Here is a 15,877-nt window from a genome sequence, read left to right on the forward strand (position 1 = left end):
AGCCCGCGTATTGCTGCGGGCTCGAAATCGATCCTCACGCCACCGGCCTCGGTACCGGCAATACGGCGCATGAAAGCCTGCGGATCCTGCGCGGCAGCCTGCACCGCCTCGCGGTCAACTGCCTCGGTGCCAGCCTGACGGGCGATCATCAGTTCGAACGCCTCGCGCAACGCCTGGCCACGATCCTGCTCTTCCCGGGCAGGCATCTCGACCTGATAGAAATCCTCAAGCACGGCTGCCTGCAAGGCTGCTGGCGTCATCACCAAAACCAAAAGCAGCAAAATGATCGTATTTCGCACCTGATACATGAGGAGTTCCCGCAGGCCTGATAACGTGAATAATGCGCATACATTAAACGCGCGCCGCCATGCCGGCAACCAAGCGAGCGAACTGGCTGTCGGTATCGCTCGGCGAGCATGGTTCTCTGCCCCTCATGTTGCTAAACTAACGCGCTACAGTGCAGCTGGCTGAAGCAAAGCCGCTGCTATTCCTCTTTCCGTCGCCGAGATCCCAGCATGAGCAGCCAGACCCCTCCCAAGCCTTCCATCAGCTACAAGGACGCTGGTGTCGATATCGATGCCGGCAACGCGCTGATCGACCGGATCAAGCACGTTGCCAAGCGCACCAGGCGGCCCGAGGTAATGGGTGGTCTCGGTGGCTTTGGCGCGCTGTGTGAAATACCTGCCGGCTACCGCCAGCCGGTTCTGGTTTCCGGCACCGATGGCGTGGGCACCAAGCTGCGCCTGGCGATGGATCTGGCCAGGCATGACAGCATCGGTATCGATCTCGTCGCCATGTGCGTGAACGATCTGGTGGTCTGTGGCGCAGAGCCGCTGTTCTTCCTTGATTACTACGCCACCGGCAAACTCAATATTGATGTCGCCGCACAGGTCGTCAGCGGTATCGGCGCCGGCTGCGAGCTCGCTGGCTGTGCCCTGGTGGGTGGTGAGACCGCCGAGATGCCCGGCATGTACGAGGGCGAGGACTACGATCTGGCTGGGTTCTGTGTCGGCGTGGTCGAGAAATCAGAGATTATTGACGGCAGCCGGGTTCAGGCGGGTGATGTATTGCTTGCCCTGCCCTCCTCCGGCCCCCACTCCAACGGTTACTCGCTGGTGCGCAAGATCATCGAGGTCGCGGGTGTGGACATCAATCAGATCGAGCTCGAAGGTCAGCCTCTCACCGATCTGCTGATGGCACCGACGCGCATCTACGTCAAACCCCTGCTGCAATTGATCAGCGAGACTGGCGCGGTCAGGGCCATGGCTCACATTACCGGCGGCGGTCTGCTGGAAAACATTCCCCGCGTCCTACCCACTGGTACCGGTGCCCGGATCGACCTGGACAGTTGGGAGCGGCCTGCAGTTTTCAACTGGTTGCAGGAGCAGGGCAATGTGCAGGAGAACGAGATGCACCGGGTGCTCAACTGCGGCGTCGGCATGGTGATCTGCGTCGGCCGCGAGGATGCACCCCGCGCGCTCAAGGCCCTGGATGATGCCGGAGAAAAGCCCTGGATCATCGGCAGTATCGAGCAGTTGGAGCAAGGGTCTGAAGCGGTAACCCTGTACCGTGGGGGTCGCTGAAACAGTGACCTGTCGCATCCTGGTACTCATTTCCGGCTCCGGAACCAACCTGCAGGCACTGATCGACAGCCTGCAGGCGCACCCGGATAAAGGTCAGATTGTTGCTGTGATATCCAATCGTCCGCAGGCCCTTGGGCTGGAGCGGGCACGGAATGCAGGCCTCAATGCGCTTGCGCTGGACAACAGGGATTACCCCGACCGGGAAAGCTATGATCAGGCGCTTATCGAGCAGATCGACCGATTCAGACCCGACCTGGTTTTGCTTGCCGGCTTCATGCGCATACTCACCGAACAATTTGTTTCGCACTATCGCGGCTTTTTATTGAACATTCATCCATCCCTGTTGCCTAAGTATAAGGGTCTAAACACACACCAGCGGGTGCTGGACTCCGGTGACAGCGAGCATGGCAGCACGGTGCACTTCGTCACTCAGGAGCTGGACGGCGGACCGCTTATCCTCCAGGCCAGTATCCAGGTTTTATCCGATGACACACCAGCATCACTCGCGACGCGGGTGCAACAGCAGGAGCATAATCTTTATCCCCTGGTGATGCACTGGTTCATCCAGGGGCGACTGCGCCTTGTGGATGACCAAGCCTGTCTGGACGGGCAAGCGATCCCACCCGCCGGATTAAGACTGGAAGATTTCAATAACGACATGCGAGAAGACCCCTATGCCTCATAGCACGTCGCAATACCCTTTGGTCCGACAGACGTTGCGCTGGCTGGTTATCGCCGGCCTGGGCCTTGGATCGGGCACCCTGTCCGCCGCGGAGCTGACCCCTTTCACCGCCAGTTATGCGGCTGACATGAAGAAAATTCCGGTCAACGGCGAAGCCATTCACAGCCTGGAACAGAATACCGACGGCACCTGGAACCTCAGCTTCACCGCCGGCATGTTCGTCGCAAGGCTTTCGGAAGAAAGCACGCTGCGACTCGAAAAGGACCGGGTCGTACCACTCAGTTACCACTACGAACGCAAGGGTCTGGGCCGCAGCCGAGAAACCACCCAGGTATTCGACTGGGAGAGCGCAGTGGTCAAAGGCGTATACAAGGGCGACTCCTTCATGCTGCCACTGGAACCCGGCATACTCGACAAGACCACCTATCAGCTGGCATTGCAGCGAGACCTGATGGATGGTCGCACCGAAATGACCTACCGCGTGGTGGATGGCGACGATATCGATGAGTATCGGTTCAAGGTAGTAGGTGAGGACCGCGTCACTACACGCGCGGGCCAGTTCGACGCGATAGAAGTCCAACGCGTGCGCGATGCCGACTCAAAACGTGAGACCACGCTCTGGTTTGCCAAAGACTGGAATTACCTGCTGGTCCGACTGAGCCAGGTGGAGACCGACGGTCAGCATTATCGGATCATGCTCAAGGAAGCAACTGTCGATGGCGAACCGGTTATCGGTACACCCGTCGCCGAGGACTGATCAGTACTTACTACCCCAGGACGACGCCCACAAAAAACCGCGAGGCCGAAAGGCCGTCGCGGTTTTTTATCACCTGTTGAAATCTAGCCCTTGGTGAAACGCTCACCAGCTTCGGCACGGCGAACCAGACCCTCGGCCGGCTTCCAGAACTCGCCTTTGCTGGCTTCCAGCTCGCGAATCTGCTTGAGCACCTCGTCCAGACCCAGGCTGTCGGCGTAGCTCATCGGCCCGCCACGCTCGGCTGGAAAGCCGTAGCCATAAAGGTAAACGCGATCGATATCCTCGGCGGATTCGGCATAGCCCTCGTCGAGAATCCGCGCACCTTCGTTGACCAGCGCCAGGATGCAACGCTGGACAATCTCGTCGGCACCCACGTCACGCTGGGTATAACCGGCCTCCTCGGCAACTTCGCGGGCCAGCATGTCGGTTTCCGGGTCGTGAATGGCCTGCCGACTGCCTGGCTCGTACTTGTAGAAACCATGCCCGCTTTTCTGGCCGAAGCGCTCCATTTCGCACAGTTTGTTATCCAACCATACAATCGGCTCGCCACGGCCGACACCTGCCAACTGACGCGAGCGCCAACCCAGATCCACACCGACTACGTCATACATGCGGTAGGGGCCCATGGCCATGCCAAAACCCTGCAGGGCCTGGTCGACTTCCCATGGAGTCGAGCCTTCCAGTACCACTTCGCGGGACTGGCGCGAGTATTTTTCCAGCATGCGGTTGCCGATAAAGCCGTGGCAGTTACCGGCCAGAACGGCCTGTTTGCCAATCTTCTTGCCGATCTCCAGACAGGCGTCCATCACGTCCTGGGCGGTTGCCTTGCCACGAACCACTTCCAGCAACTTCATGATATGTGCCGGGCTGAAGAAATGCAGCCCGAGTACCTGGGCCGGACGCTGGGTGGCCGACGCAATTTCATCAATATCGAGGTAGGAAGTATTGGTCGCAAGAATGGCCGACGGCTTCACTGCCTTGTCGAGCTCGGCGAAAATGGTCTTCTTCAGATCCATGTTTTCATAGACGGCTTCGACCACCAGATCCATATCCTGCAGGTCGGCATATTCCTGGGTGGTGCTGATCCGGCCTAGACGCGCCTGTGCTTCGGCATCGTCAAAACGCTCCTGCGCTACCGAGCGCTTATACACGCTGGCAATGTCGGCCAGACCCGTCTCCAGCATTTCCCCGTTGACGTCGAGCCAGGTGACCGGATAGCCAGCGTTGACGAAATTCATCACGATACCGCGGCCCATGGTACCAGCGCCGATTACACCTACTTTTTTGATTTCTTCAAAAGAAGCCATCGCAGCATACCTCCTGATCGAATGGAAATAACCGGGACCCGGTCACAGCCTACGTGACCGCAGAGTCCACAAAACAGGAGCGATACATTACGCAAAAGTACGCCGGATTTGAAACGATTAACCCAGATCGACCCTATTCACACCATGAATAAATCGCTCGAAGCCCCACCAAAAGACACATAAGGGCGACAAGGGGCTGATCTGAGCGCCTGAGCAATTCAGCTTTCGCCGTATTTATCCTTTCTGATCTTACGTGCCACCTCTGAGTTCTCCTCGTTGACTCCGGGCTCCGGTCTGAGCGGATCATCCGGATCGCCGTCCACTGCTTGCCATCAAGCGGGTCCAGACGGGCCTGCTCCGCTTCGTCCAGTCCCTCCCCCGCGCCAATTTCTTCGGCATCCACGATTTCAAGGTCGCGGTCGACTGGCGTTCTCTCGCCTGGCTCGAATTGGTGTCGTGCACCGTCCTCGCGGATCAGTGTCTCTGGCGCAAGATCATCGTTGGTCGGGCCCTGCCCCGGTTGCGACGCCTCGGTAAGTCCGATTTCCTCGGCCCGTCGGGCGAGCTCGTCGTCGTCCAGCGGACGCCCGAGATCGGCTCCAATCGGTCCCATCGGCCCACGGTCATTCTCCCGCACATTGTCCGGCCGAACCGGACCCGGAACCGTATCGAATACGTCATCACCAGCATCGGTTTCGGTGTTGCGGTTCGACGAAGTTTTGTCATCTTTAGCCATGTTTCTGTCCTCCTGATTGGCTAGACTGTGAACTTTAGCCATACCCGGTTGACGGCAAGCAGTGCGGAAAATTCCCTGCGCACTTGGCCGGCCCAGAAAGAAGCAAACGCATTTGTGACGATTTCTCATATCCAATTACTTGAACAGGTCAGAGCATGCACGCTATGCCAGGCTCACTTGCCCATGGGCCCGCGCCCCGTCGTGCAGCTGGATCCGCAGGCGCGCATCCTGATCGTCGGGCAGGCGCCCGGCCGTAAGGTGCATGAATCCGGCATACCGTTCGACGATGCCAGCGGTGCGCGTCTGCGCGACTGGCTGGGGGTCACGCGGGAGGTTTTTTACGATTGCGCCCAATTCGCAATCGTACCCATGGGTCTGTGTTATCCCGGCAAGGGCGCATCAGGAGACAATCCGCCCCGCCCAGAGTGCGCTCCGGCATGGAGGAGCCAGTTACTTTCTCACCTGCCCAGGGTGGAACTGACGCTGGTGATTGGACAGTACGCCCACGCCTATCATTTTGCAGACACCCATTCACTGACCGAACGTGTCGCCAGCTGGCGCAACTACTGGCCGCGACAGGTGCCCATGCCCCACCCGAGCCCTCGCAACAACATCTGGCTGCGCCGCAACCCCTGGTTCGAGACAGAGGTTGTTCCGGCGCTGCAAGCGCGTGTGGCCACGTTGCTGGAAAGAGCCGATACCGCAGACAAATGCTGAACAGGCCAGCAAAAGCGCGCCTGGTTCAGACCACCTCCGGCGGCATGACCTCCCATTCGGGCTCCTCGAACTCACCAATCACGGTAATTTCGCAGTTCCTGGCATGCTTCTCGAGAATTGAGCGTACCAACTCGTCGCGGCTATCGTCCTTGGCGTCACGCGCCGCCTTGGATTCCCAACTTGCGATGGCCAGCAGCACATCCGGCTCGCCAATTTTGCGATGCAAGCGGGTACCCAGGGCGCCGGGCGTCTGCTGGATTATCTCGCTTGCCTGCACCCAGGCATCGGCGTATTCCGCCACCGTGTAACCCGGCTTCATGCGCACTTCAAAAATGAATTTCATCACAGCGTCTCCTGTTGCTGGCGTCCCGAATCAGGGCATATCTGTCACGGCGCCCCTCGATGCGCTGGTTACCGTGCGCGCGTACTTCGCCAACAGCCCGCGAGAGTAGCGCGGCTGCGGCGGCTGCCAGCGAGCCCTGCGTTCCTGCAACTGCTCTTCACTTACCTGCAGGTCGATGGAGTTGGCTTCGGCGTCAATGGTGATATGGTCACCATCTTCCACCAGCGCGATCGGGCCGCCCTCAGCTGCTTCCGGCGCAACATGGCCGACCACGAAGCCGTGACTCCCACCGGAGAATCGGCCGTCGGTAATCAAGGCGACATCGCTGCCCAGCCCGCGCCCCATGATCGCCGAGGTGGGCGACAGCATTTCGCGCATGCCAGGACCGCCTCTTGGCCCTTCATAGCGAATGACCACTACATCTCCAGCGACTACAGAGCCGCCAATAATGCTTGCCTGGGCATCTTCTTCCGAGTGGAAGACGCGCGCCCGGCCACTAAAGCGGGTGCCCTCCTTGCCGGTGATCTTGGCGACAGCACCGTCCGGGGCTAGATTGCCGTACAGAATGCGCAGATGGCTGTCGCGCTTGATTGGATTGTTCAGCGCTCGAATGATCTCCTGGCCTTGAGGATAGGGCGCGACCTGTGCAAGGTTGTCGGCCAGGGTGGTGCCGGTGACGGTCATGCAATCACCATGCAGCAAGCCGGCATCAAGCAGCAGCTTCATCAGCGGCAGGATGCCGCCGATCGCGACCAATTCCGACATCATGTACTGGCCGCTGGGCCTGAGATCGGCGAGTACCGGCACCCGCTCGCCGATGCGCGCAAAATCCTGCAGGGACAATTCCACATCGACGGTACTGGCCATCGCCAGTAGATGCAGCACCGCATTGGTCGAGCCGCCCAGCGCGATCACCACGGTTATCGCGTTCTCGAATGCCTCTCGGGTCATGATGTCGCGCGGCTTCAGGTCCTTTTCCAGCAGGTTCAATACCGCAGCGCCGGCGGCGCGACAGTCTTCCAGCTTGCTGTCGGACGTGGCGTTCTGCGCCGAACTGCCAGGCAGACTCATACCCATGGCTTCGATGGCCGAGGCCATGGTATTGGCCGTATACATACCGCCGCACGATCCCGGGCCGGGAATGGCTGTCTCCTCTATCTGCTTGAGCTCGATCAGGTTCATGTCGCCCTTGGCGCATGCGCCCACTGCCTCGAATACCGAAATGATGTCGGTATGCCCCGCGCCAGGGAGAATGGTGCCGCCATAGACGAATACAGACGGGCGATTGAGTCGCGCCATACCCATCACGCAACCGGGCATGTTCTTGTCGCAGCCGCCGATCGTCACCAGCCCGTCGAAGCCCTGACATCCGGCCACCGCTTCGATCGAGTCGGCGATCACCTCACGGGAAACCAGGGAGTACTTCATTCCCTCGGTGCCATTGGCGATACCGTCGGACACGGTGATGGTATTGAATATCACACTCTTGCCGCCAGCCGCATCTGCGCCCTGGCCCGCTTCCTCGGCCAGTCGGTTGATGTGCATGTTGCAGGGCGTGACCATGCTCCAGGTAGAGCCAATGCCTATCTGTGGCTTGGCGAAATCCGCGCTCTCAAAACCGACCGCTCGCAACATTGCGCGGCCGGGCGCCTTGCCTGTGCCGTCAACCACTTGCGAAGAATATCGACGCCTCTTGTCCTCGGTCATGTTTCTCTCCTTCCACCAGGCTGAATGAATGATTCACCCTGGCAGCCTATCACTCCTGAATACCATAGGGCATTTGAGCGCTGCGCACCTGTTCGACCAATTGAAGCAAATACCTGGCAATTTCATCGGGATGATCTTCCGGAGTGAAATGCAATCCCCCCTCGATCCGATGCAGGGGCGCGTCAAGGTCGCGGGCAAAACGCTCGCCGTACTCTATATTCTGGAATGGGTCGGCAGCGCCCCATACCACACAAGCAGGGATGCCCAGACCGGGAAGCGAATCAGCGATGGACAGCGTGTCGTTGACGTCCAGCGCCTGGACCTGCCTGATCAGTGCCGCCGCCCCGTCGTGCTTGGCATAGGGCACCCAGTGCAATTCGAGGGACTCGCGCACCAGCCCACTGTCTTCATGGCCGCGGTACATCAGCAGCCGAAGTATCTGCTTGCCGGCCGTATAGGGCAAATGACTGACCAGCGGTGCACTGGCCTGCAATGTCTTAACGCTCGGAATGGGCCAGGAGTCATAGCCTATGGCATTGGTCAGGAACAGTCCGGCACAGAGCTCCGGATAACGCACGGCCACAATCTGCGCGACACCGCCGCCCAGGTCGTGCCCGGCCAGTATGGCGCCCTCCACGCCAAGGTGCCGCATCCAGGCGGCTACATAGTCAGCCTGGCGACTGATCGATATGTCACGGTCGACTCCCTGCGGTATCGATTCACCGTAGCCAACCATCTCGAACGCCAGACACCGCGTCCCCGGCATCAGCGGCATCACCTTGCGCCACAGCGCAGGTGAGGTAGGAATGCCGTGGATCAGCACGACCGGCATGCCCTCTCCCTGTTCGAGCCAATGCATGGGTATGTCATCTATCACCGAGGTTTTGCTGTCCATCTGCACTCTCCTGCCGGGATACCGGGCGCGCTGAGAGTCTCAACGCTCTATCTGATGTCGACCAAAATGCGCGGCAAATGTTCAGCCCAGGGCCGCCGGATCAGTCCGTCGGAATATCGGGAAAGAAAGACGCAGAAACAGTAAATGAGCTTTGCGCCGGATCGGCCGAGCAATATGATGGCGGAATAGATCCGGCTGATCGGGAGTGCGTCACTTCCAGGCCGGCACCGTCAAAAGCCTATCAGGGGTGCCAATGAATACTCGCAGTCTGCTCGACCAGTTGCTCCATGCCGGAAAGGATCTGCTGCAGAACCAGGGGGGCGGAAACGCCGCGCCACCGACGCGATCAAATGCAGGCTCGCCACTGGGCGGTTTGCTGGGCAGTGTCGGCGGCGGGGCGTTGGGCGGTGGTGCCATGAGCCTGCTGATGGGCAGCAAGAAGGCCCGCAAGGTTGGCGGCAAGGTAGTGGTTTATGGCGGTCTGGCGGCCCTTGGCGTGGTGGCCTACAAGGCCTACAGCAACTGGCAGAGCCAGACGCAGGCAGCCGCCATGCCGGGCCCGCCACAGACCGTGGACCGGGTTCCTGCGGCACAGGTCGAACAGCACAGCCAGGCAATCTTGCGCGCCGTCATCGGCGCTGCCAAGGCCGACGGCCATATCGATCAGCGTGAACGCCTGCTGATCGATGGCGAAGTGGAAAGGATCACCGATGATTCCGAACTCAAGCGCTGGTTCGATCAGGAGCTGGCCAAACCCCTGGACCCGGCTGACGTCGCCCGATCCGCCGCCACGCCGGAAATCGCCGCGGAGATGTATCTGGCCAGCCTGGTGATGGTCGATGATCAGAATTTCATGGAGCGCGCCTACCTGGACGAGTTCGCACGCCAATTGAAACTCGATCCGGCGCTGAAATCCGAGCTGGAGACCCAGGCTGCGAATAATCTGGGCTGAACAAACCGGCTTGCCTGAAACTGCACCTGTGGAAGCCGGGATTCCAATATTTTAACCATGATTGCGGGCTGCAGGAGCTCAGCGCTCCTGCAAGGGCAACTCCAAGATAACCAGCAGCCCCTGGGCGCCATTGCAAAACTGTAAGCGGCCGCCGAAACGCTGAACAATCGCATCCACTATCGCCAATCCCAGGCCACTACCCTCCCCTGCCCCCTGGCGCCAGAAGCGCCGAGTAAGCATTTCCATAGTGTCACCGGATAATGGGCTCCCATGATCACGGACCTTGAAATGCACCCGACTGCCCTGGCTGCTGATCTCGAGCTCGACTCGTGTGCCTTCAGCAGTATGACGCAGGGCGTTATCCAACAAATTACGCAGGGCCAACGTGGCGAGCACGGGCGGCATGCTCAGAGGTCGAGCGGACAAATCTGCGTCAGGCAGGAGGTCAACCGTTTTAGCGGCGCCAAAGGCATCCTGCACTGCCAGCTTGACTACCTCAAGTGCAGTGGCCTGCAACCCTTCATCAAAGGATTGCCGGCCCTCTACCCGCGCCAGCAAGAGTAACTGTTCCAGTGTGCTTTGCAGACGATCTGCGCCCTTTTCCGCCTGGGCCAGGGCATTGGCCGCCTCCGCTCCCGATGTCATCCCCGCGACCTGCAGGTGCACCTTGATCGCCGTCAGCGGACTGCGCAGCTCATGGGCGGCGTCACCCGTGAAACGGCGCTCCCGCTCGATGCCGTGGGCAATTCGTTCGAACAGCTGGTTCTGGCTATCCTGTAAAGGTCGCAGTTCACTTGGCAAAGGTGCCAGTTTCAAGGGTTGGAGGGAATCCGGACCGCGCTCGAGCAAGGCACCAGTCATGCGGCGTAGCGGTTCCAATCCCTTGCGCACGCCAAACCAGAGCAACAACAGGGTACCCAATAATGCCACGCCTACCGGCACAGCTGCCGCCAGCAATACCGACGATTGCAGGGCTTCCCGTTCGTCCAGCCGGTCTGCCGTGGTAATACGCATGCCGTGCTGCTCGACCGTGTAGCTACGCCAGCTCACCCCATCAATCTGCTGATCACGAAAACCGGTCTGCTGCGCATCGAGAGGCTCCGCTAGCTCGGGATGACTGCGCGCGATGACTTCGCCGCGCAATGAGCTGACCTGGCAGGTGAGGCCATCGGGTATCCCCAGCCGCTGCGCGGTAATACTATCCGCCGTACCCGGCCGGGATGATTGCGGCAGCTGTACCAGCAAACCGGCCACCATCTGCGCCGACGCGGCAAGCCGCTGGTCCAGCGAGCGCATCATCTCGGCCCGCAGGTCATACAGCATCCAGGCGGCGGCCACAGACCACAAAATGATAAAGGTTGACCCCAGAATCAGGGTCAGGCGCAGACGCAGACTCATTCTCGCGGACCTTGTACAGGAGGAACGACAGGCACCGCCGTACCGAGGCGATACCCCAGCCCGCGCACGGTCTCGACTATGTCATTGCCCAGCTTGCGGCGCAGATGATGGATATGGACGTTGAGCGCGTTACTTTCCAGCTCATCACTCATGCCATAGATGCTGTCCTTCAACTGCCCTGCAGTCAGCACCCGGCCCTTGTTCAATAACAGGGTGCTGAGTAATGCTCGTTCGCGGCGCGACAGGTCAACCGGCGTGTCATTCAGCCAGGCCAGCGCAGCGTCCGGGTCATACACCAGCACGCCATGCCTGATCAGATTCACACTGCGACCGCTGGCACGGCGCACCATTGCATGCAACCGGGCGCTCAGCTCGCGCAGATCGAAGGGTTTGACCAGATAATCGTCTGCGCCCGCCTGCAATCCGGCGACACGATCGCTGATGGCATCACGGGCGGTCAACACCAGCACCGGCATGGTCACTTCCCGGGCGCGCAGCCGGCGGAGCATCAGCAGCCCATCCTCATCGGGCAGGCCCAGATCGAGGATCATCACATCAAAGGCGATAGCCCCGAGCATGGCCTCGGCATGCGCGGCGGTGCCCACCGGGTCAACCGTCATGCCCTGAGCCGACAGGCCGGCGACAATGCCACTGGCAATCAGGGAGTCGTCTTCGACAAGGAGTATATGCATGGAGGTTCCGGTAGCGATTTTTGACAGTATCCATTGTACTGATTAACGCCCGATTAACAGGAGTTCAGGAAAGGTGACGCTCGTTAATTCCGACTTAATCCCGGCAGAAGATACTGCGGCCCATTAATCTTCAGGCGGGAGCACAGAAGGCATGAAGTGGCGTCACATACTGGTTTTACCTTTTTTTCTGGTGTGGTCGAGCCTGGCATTCGCCTTCGGCAGTCTCAACAGCGGGACTAATGACAATGCCGAGTTTCTCCCCGTCGAGGACGCTTTCGACCTGTCTGTCACGCGCAGTGACGATGGTGCAACACAGCTGACCTGGCGCATCGCGCCCGGATACTACCTGTATCAGGAACGCCTGACCTTTTCTGGGTTGAATACAGACTTCCATCCCACATTACCCGACGGCATACCCTACAGCGATGAATTCTTCGGTGATTCGCAGGTGTACCGGGATTCGTTGCAGCTGAGTATTCCGGCGGAGCGGTCAGGCGCTTTAACGCTCGGTTGGCAGGGATGCGCGGATGCCGGATTGTGCTATCCGCCGCAAAGCCGGGATATCGGCTCTAACACTGCGGAGCCATCGCCTGGCCCGCAGACCGGTCTAAACGGCAGTCCAGCGCAAACTCTGGCCGAGGACCAGCGCATGGCCGGTCATCTTCAGGACTGGTCGCTACCGGTGGCGTTGGCGCTATTCTTCGGGCTGGGGCTGTTGCTGGCGTTCACCCCCTGCTCCCTGCCCATGTTGCCGATTCTTGCGGGCCTGGTAGTCGGCAGCGGCGCGACCCCGCGTCGGGGACTGCTGCTCGCGTCCGTCTATATGTTCAGCATGGCACTGGTCTATGCCGCACTGGGAGTACTGGCGGCGCTGATCGGCGGCAATCTGCAGGCCGTATTACAGCAACCCTGGGTAATCGGCACTTTCGCCGGGCTCTTCGTGCTGCTCGCGCTGCCGATGTTCGGCTTGTTCGAACTGCAGCTGCCCGCCTTCGTCAGGGACAGGCTGGATCAGGCCGGGCGCAAGCAGACCGGCGGCCATCTCGGCGGCGCAGCGATGCTCGGGGTGCTGTCCGGCCTGCTGGTGGGTCCGTGCATGACTGCCCCGCTGGCGGGCGCCCTGCTGTATATCGGCCAGACTGGCGACATGCTGCAAGGTGGTCTCGCACTGTTCGCGCTGGGCGTAGGCATGGGTGTGCCACTGTTGTTACTGGTGACGGTTGGCACCCGCTTTCTTCCGCGCCCCGGCGCCTGGATGAACCGGGTCAAGGTGGTCTTCGGCTTTGTGTTCCTGGCGGCGGCCCTGTTCATCGTTCGGCCGGCGCTAGACGCGTCCCTGTGGCTTGGCCTGATCGCCGTGTTCCTGCTGGGCGCCGCCACCACATTGATGCATACCGCACGCGGCAGCACTCACAGCTCGATGCTGCATACCGCCGCCATGCTCGCAGGCGTCTGGGGCCTGACGCTGCTGTTGGGCGCTGCCGGTGGTGCGGTTAATCCCTGGCAGCCGTTGTCGGTCTATAGTGCATCTGCCACAGCCGCTCCGGCAGAGAGCCATATGGACGCCTTTACCCCCCTGGATACGCCCGCAGAGCTGGATCAGCAACTCGCCGCTGCCAGGGCAGCGGGAGAATGGGTGCTGGTCGACTATTACGCCGAATGGTGCGTGTCCTGCAAGATCATGGAACAGAATGTGTTCGGCAGGGCCGATGTGATGGCCAGCCTCGATGGCGTCAGATTGCTGCGCCCGGATGTGACCACCAACAGCGCCGCAAGCCGTGAGTTGCTCTCGCGCTATGCTATCCATGGCCCGCCGACCCTGCTGTGGTTCGGGCCTGATGGCCAGGAGCGACGCGCTCACCGCATCACCGGCGAGGTGAATGCCTCCGAATTCATGCAATTATGGCAAACCACCCGCGGGGACGGCTAATGCTGACAGTCAATATCGGCCCGCTGGCGATAGCCAGCTCACACCTGATCCTGCTGGTCAGTCTGCTCGTGGCGTCGCTCACCGGCTGGTGGATGGGACGACACCGCGAGCGCAATCCGGAAAAGCACCTGTTCAACCTCCTGCTGCTGGGGTTGGTCGTCGCCCGCCTGGCCTTCGTGGCCCTCTATTTCGATCACTTCAGGGATGACCTCTGGCAGGTGATCGACATCCGCGATGGCGGTTTCATCGTCTGGCCGGGGATTGTAGCTGCGCTGGTCGCCGGCCTCTGGCTTGCCTGGCGCGACATGACTTTGCGCCTGCCACTCGGCGGCGCACTAGCCGCCGGACTGATCTTCTGGGGCGTCAGCAGCTACATGCTCCACGCCCTGCAGCAAGGTACACAGCTACCGGACATGACCCTGTTGGATGTTGAAGGTGAACAGGTCTCACTGCAGGACCTGAACGGCCGGCCGCTGGTGGTCAATCTGTGGGCCACCTGGTGCCCACCCTGCCGGCGTGAAATGCCGGTGCTGGCCGACGCCCAGCAACGGGAAGCCGACATCGTCTTTGCCTTCGTCAATCAGGGCGAAGGCCAGGGCGAGATAATGCGCTTTCTGGAAGACACCGACCTGACACTGCACAACGTCCTGCTCGACAGCGGCGGCCAGTTTGGCCAGCAGGCCGGCTCGCAGGCGCTGCCCACTACCCTGTTCTACAACGCACAAGGCCAGCAGGTCGCCAGCCACCTGGGCGAATTGTCCGCGGCGAGCCTGTCTCACCAGATTGCCAAACTCAAAGAGGGAGAAACGCCATGATCCGACTACAACCCAAGCACGCACTCCCTGCCCTGCTATTCACCCTGACGCCCTTCGCCAGCGCCGAAGACTGGCCCGCGCCCATCGCTGCTACCGTTAAACACGGTGTCGAAATTGTTGGCCGCTTCGACGCTCCCGCCGGCCTGCAGGGTTTTGCCGGCAAGCTCAATGGACAAGGACTGGCTCTGTATCTCACCGAAGACGGCCAACACGTTCTGGTTGGCACCCTGCTGGATGCCAACGGCACAGACATCAGCAAGGCGCATCTTGACGAACTGGTATATCAACCCATGGCCAAGGGCATGTGGGCGCAGCTGGAGGCCAGTGACTGGATCGGTGACGGTGCGGATGATGCGGAGCGTGTGGTCTATACCTTCACCGACCCCAACTGCCCGTTCTGCAGCATGTTCTGGGAACAGGCGCGCCCCTGGGTAGAATCGGGCAAGGTGCAACTGCGGCACATCCTGGTGGGCATCCTGCGTGAAGACAGCCCTGGCAAATCCGCCGCCATTCTCGCCGCAGAAGACCCCGCCGCGGCCTTGCATGAGCATGAGTCAGGTGACGGCGTTGCGGCGATGAACAAGATCCCTGCAGAGATCGAGCGCCAGCTGAAAGCCAATTACGACCTGATGACGCAACTCGGCGCCCAGGCAACACCGGCGATTTTCTATCAGGACGACCAGGGGCGTATGCAACAGCAACAGGGGGCGCCAAGGCCGGACCGCTTGGCAGAGATTATGGGACCACAATAGGCGAATCGGCTGTTCGAGCCCGAGAGGGCTGCTGCCGGCGTTCCGCTCAACCGCGAGCCTTGAGCCCAAACGGCTCAATCAACCCGGCTCCAATGGTCATGCCCACCAGAGCTGGCAAGCTGTCAGCTTGCATGCGTTTCATCACTCTGGAACGATACAGATCCACGGTTTTGACACTGATGCCGAGCTGCTCGGCCACTTTCCGATTGTTGCTGCCCTGGAACCCGGGAAGCATGAACCGCTGGTTCACCAGCCTGCTCAAGCGTGCCAAGGTCCGTCATCGCGGCCCGAACCAGTGCCGGCATACCTTCGCCAGCCAGGCGCTGTCGAGTTACGTTCCGATCGAGTGGGTTGCGCGTCAGCTGGGGCACAGTGATACCACTATGGTCAAGCGCCACTACGGTCGCTGGATCCCCGCGGACACCAAAAGCATGGCCGGGCTGGTCTCGGAACCGATGGGATTTCGGCCATCCAAAACCGGTCTGTAGCGGTCTGGAAGGAGCGATTTATGCCCCAATTTTGCCCCAAACCCAATTCCAGAAAGCAAAAAGCCCCTGAAAACTCTATGTTTATCAGGGGCTTATCGCATTACATGTCTGGCGGAGAGAGAG

At 60.4% G+C, this 15,877-nt stretch carries 16 protein-coding genes and 2 pseudogenes; 9 read left to right on the forward strand and 9 right to left on the reverse strand.

Annotated elements, in window-relative coordinates; genetic code table 11:
• On the reverse strand, positions 1 to 260 hold a 260-nt coding region (locus ABYA88_RS12230), incomplete at its 3' end, for a DUF2066 domain-containing protein (RefSeq protein ID WP_373187607.1).
• Between the two features lie 255 nt (positions 261 to 515).
• On the opposite strand from ABYA88_RS12230, the gene purM reads away from it, so the two are divergent.
• Genes purM through ABYA88_RS12245 form a run of 3 tightly spaced genes read left to right on the forward strand, consistent with a single transcriptional unit; the run spans position 516 to position 3,022 of the window.
• Positions 516 to 1,583 (forward strand): phosphoribosylformylglycinamidine cyclo-ligase, encoded by a 1,068-nt coding sequence (gene purM, locus ABYA88_RS12235; protein ID WP_373187609.1) that lies wholly within the window; start codon positions 516 to 518, stop codon positions 1,581 to 1,583.
• A gap of 4 nt (positions 1,584 to 1,587) precedes the next feature.
• Positions 1,588 to 2,268, forward strand: a complete 681-nt coding sequence (purN, locus tag ABYA88_RS12240; protein ID WP_373187611.1) for a phosphoribosylglycinamide formyltransferase — start codon at positions 1,588 to 1,590, stop codon at positions 2,266 to 2,268.
• Positions 2,258 to 3,022 (forward strand): DUF3108 domain-containing protein, encoded by a 765-nt coding sequence (locus tag ABYA88_RS12245; protein WP_373187612.1) that lies wholly within the window; start codon positions 2,258 to 2,260, stop codon positions 3,020 to 3,022. Before purN ends, ABYA88_RS12245 begins: the two co-directional genes overlap by 11 nt.
• Before the next feature lie 83 nt (positions 3,023 to 3,105).
• Here the strand turns inward: ABYA88_RS12245 and ABYA88_RS12250 are convergent, their stop codons facing one another.
• The gene (locus ABYA88_RS12250; RefSeq protein ID WP_373187614.1) at positions 3,106 to 4,329 is read right to left on the reverse strand and encodes a 3-hydroxyacyl-CoA dehydrogenase NAD-binding domain-containing protein; all 1,224 of its coding nucleotides are present in this window, start codon (positions 4,327 to 4,329) and stop codon (positions 3,106 to 3,108) included.
• A gap of 133 nt (positions 4,330 to 4,462) precedes the next feature.
• The gene (locus ABYA88_RS12255; RefSeq protein WP_373187616.1) at positions 4,463 to 5,065 is read right to left on the reverse strand and encodes a hypothetical protein; all 603 of its coding nucleotides are present in this window, start codon (positions 5,063 to 5,065) and stop codon (positions 4,463 to 4,465) included.
• Between the two features lie 183 nt (positions 5,066 to 5,248).
• On the opposite strand from ABYA88_RS12255, the gene ABYA88_RS12260 reads away from it, so the two are divergent.
• Entirely contained in the window at positions 5,249 to 5,782 is a 534-nt protein-coding gene (locus ABYA88_RS12260) for a uracil-DNA glycosylase family protein (protein WP_373187618.1), read from the forward strand.
• A 25-nt stretch (positions 5,783 to 5,807) separates the two neighbouring features.
• On the opposite strand, the gene ABYA88_RS12265 is transcribed toward ABYA88_RS12260, so the two are convergent.
• From ABYA88_RS12265 to ABYA88_RS12275, 3 genes are read right to left on the reverse strand one after another with little or no spacing between them, the layout of a single operon-like run.
• Positions 5,808 to 6,125 carry an antibiotic biosynthesis monooxygenase gene (locus ABYA88_RS12265; RefSeq protein WP_373187619.1) on the reverse strand — a complete coding sequence of 106 codons (318 nt, stop codon included), beginning with the start codon at positions 6,123 to 6,125 and terminating at the stop codon, positions 5,808 to 5,810.
• A gap of 30 nt (positions 6,126 to 6,155) precedes the next feature.
• The gene (gene ilvD / locus ABYA88_RS12270) at positions 6,156 to 7,832 is read right to left on the reverse strand and encodes a dihydroxy-acid dehydratase (RefSeq protein ID WP_373187620.1); all 1,677 of its coding nucleotides are present in this window, start codon (positions 7,830 to 7,832) and stop codon (positions 6,156 to 6,158) included.
• Between the two features lie 49 nt (positions 7,833 to 7,881).
• Positions 7,882 to 8,727, reverse strand: coding sequence for an alpha/beta fold hydrolase (locus ABYA88_RS12275; RefSeq protein WP_373187621.1), 846 nt, complete (start codon positions 8,725 to 8,727; stop codon positions 7,882 to 7,884).
• Positions 8,728 to 8,980: 253 nt separating this feature from the next.
• Between ABYA88_RS12275 and ABYA88_RS12280 the strand changes: the two genes are divergently transcribed.
• Positions 8,981 to 9,679 (forward strand): tellurite resistance TerB family protein, encoded by a 699-nt coding sequence (locus tag ABYA88_RS12280; protein WP_373187622.1) that lies wholly within the window; start codon positions 8,981 to 8,983, stop codon positions 9,677 to 9,679.
• 78 nt (positions 9,680 to 9,757) lie between these two features.
• On the opposite strand, the gene ABYA88_RS12285 is transcribed toward ABYA88_RS12280, so the two are convergent.
• A complete protein-coding gene (locus ABYA88_RS12285; RefSeq protein ID WP_373187623.1) occupies positions 9,758 to 11,077 on the reverse strand; it encodes an ATP-binding protein in 1,320 nt (439 codons plus the stop codon).
• A complete protein-coding gene (locus ABYA88_RS12290; protein ID WP_373187624.1) occupies positions 11,074 to 11,769 on the reverse strand; it encodes a response regulator in 696 nt (231 codons plus the stop codon). Before ABYA88_RS12290 ends, ABYA88_RS12285 begins: the two co-directional genes overlap by 4 nt.
• Before the next feature lie 151 nt (positions 11,770 to 11,920).
• Here ABYA88_RS12290 and dsbD point away from each other — a divergent pair, with 151 nt between their 5' ends.
• From dsbD to dsbG, 3 genes are read left to right on the forward strand one after another with little or no spacing between them, the layout of a single operon-like run.
• Positions 11,921 to 13,699 (forward strand): protein-disulfide reductase DsbD, encoded by a 1,779-nt coding sequence (gene dsbD / locus ABYA88_RS12295; protein ID WP_373187625.1) that lies wholly within the window; start codon positions 11,921 to 11,923, stop codon positions 13,697 to 13,699.
• A complete protein-coding gene (locus ABYA88_RS12300; protein ID WP_373187627.1) occupies positions 13,699 to 14,514 on the forward strand; it encodes a prolipoprotein diacylglyceryl transferase family protein in 816 nt (271 codons plus the stop codon). Before dsbD ends, ABYA88_RS12300 begins: the two co-directional genes overlap by 1 nt.
• Complete coding sequence (gene dsbG / locus ABYA88_RS12305) at positions 14,511 to 15,266, forward strand: thiol:disulfide interchange protein DsbG (RefSeq protein ID WP_373187629.1); 756 nt, start codon at positions 14,511 to 14,513, stop codon at positions 15,264 to 15,266. The genes ABYA88_RS12300 and dsbG overlap by 4 nt, the downstream gene beginning before the upstream one ends.
• Positions 15,267 to 15,312: 46 nt before the next feature.
• On the opposite strand, the pseudogene ABYA88_RS12310 reads toward dsbG, so the two are convergent.
• Positions 15,313 to 15,534, reverse strand: a pseudogene (locus ABYA88_RS12310) (LuxR C-terminal-related transcriptional regulator); the annotation flags it as partial.
• Between ABYA88_RS12310 and ABYA88_RS12315 the strand changes: the two are divergent.
• Positions 15,497 to 15,754, forward strand: a pseudogene (locus ABYA88_RS12315) (tyrosine-type recombinase/integrase); the annotation flags it as partial. The pseudogenes ABYA88_RS12310 and ABYA88_RS12315 overlap by 38 nt on opposite strands.
• Positions 15,755 to 15,877: the final 123 nt, after the last annotated feature.

Origin of the sequence: Halopseudomonas sp. (assembly GCF_041579695.1) — a bacterium.
In the GTDB taxonomy this organism is placed as follows: Bacteria; Pseudomonadota; Gammaproteobacteria; order Pseudomonadales; family Pseudomonadaceae; genus Halopseudomonas.

Excerpts from the sequence above, each read along its gene's own strand:
- ilvD (WP_373187620.1), bottom strand. The coding sequence starts at position 7,832 with ATGACCGAGGACAAGAGGCGTCGATATTCTTCGCAAGTGGTTGACGGC.
- ABYA88_RS12280 (WP_373187622.1), top strand. The coding sequence starts at position 8,981 with ATGAATACTCGCAGTCTGCTCGACCAGTTGCTCCATGCCGGAAAGGAT.
- purM (WP_373187609.1), top strand. The coding sequence starts at position 516 with ATGAGCAGCCAGACCCCTCCCAAGCCTTCCATCAGCTACAAGGACGCT.
- dsbG (WP_373187629.1), top strand. The coding sequence starts at position 14,511 with ATGATCCGACTACAACCCAAGCACGCACTCCCTGCCCTGCTATTCACC.
- ABYA88_RS12245 (WP_373187612.1), top strand. The coding sequence starts at position 2,258 with ATGCCTCATAGCACGTCGCAATACCCTTTGGTCCGACAGACGTTGCGC.
- ABYA88_RS12275 (WP_373187621.1), bottom strand. The coding sequence starts at position 8,727 with ATGGACAGCAAAACCTCGGTGATAGATGACATACCCATGCATTGGCTC.
- ABYA88_RS12250 (WP_373187614.1), bottom strand. The coding sequence starts at position 4,329 with ATGGCTTCTTTTGAAGAAATCAAAAAAGTAGGTGTAATCGGCGCTGGT.
- ABYA88_RS12255 (WP_373187616.1), bottom strand. The coding sequence starts at position 5,065 with ATGGCTAAAGATGACAAAACTTCGTCGAACCGCAACACCGAAACCGAT.
- ABYA88_RS12285 (WP_373187623.1), bottom strand. The coding sequence starts at position 11,077 with ATGAGTCTGCGTCTGCGCCTGACCCTGATTCTGGGGTCAACCTTTATC.
- ABYA88_RS12290 (WP_373187624.1), bottom strand. The coding sequence starts at position 11,769 with ATGCATATACTCCTTGTCGAAGACGACTCCCTGATTGCCAGTGGCATT.
- ABYA88_RS12260 (WP_373187618.1), top strand. The coding sequence starts at position 5,249 with ATGGGCCCGCGCCCCGTCGTGCAGCTGGATCCGCAGGCGCGCATCCTG.
- dsbD (WP_373187625.1), top strand. The coding sequence starts at position 11,921 with ATGAAGTGGCGTCACATACTGGTTTTACCTTTTTTTCTGGTGTGGTCG.
- ABYA88_RS12300 (WP_373187627.1), top strand. The coding sequence starts at position 13,699 with ATGCTGACAGTCAATATCGGCCCGCTGGCGATAGCCAGCTCACACCTG.
- ABYA88_RS12265 (WP_373187619.1), bottom strand. The coding sequence starts at position 6,125 with ATGAAATTCATTTTTGAAGTGCGCATGAAGCCGGGTTACACGGTGGCG.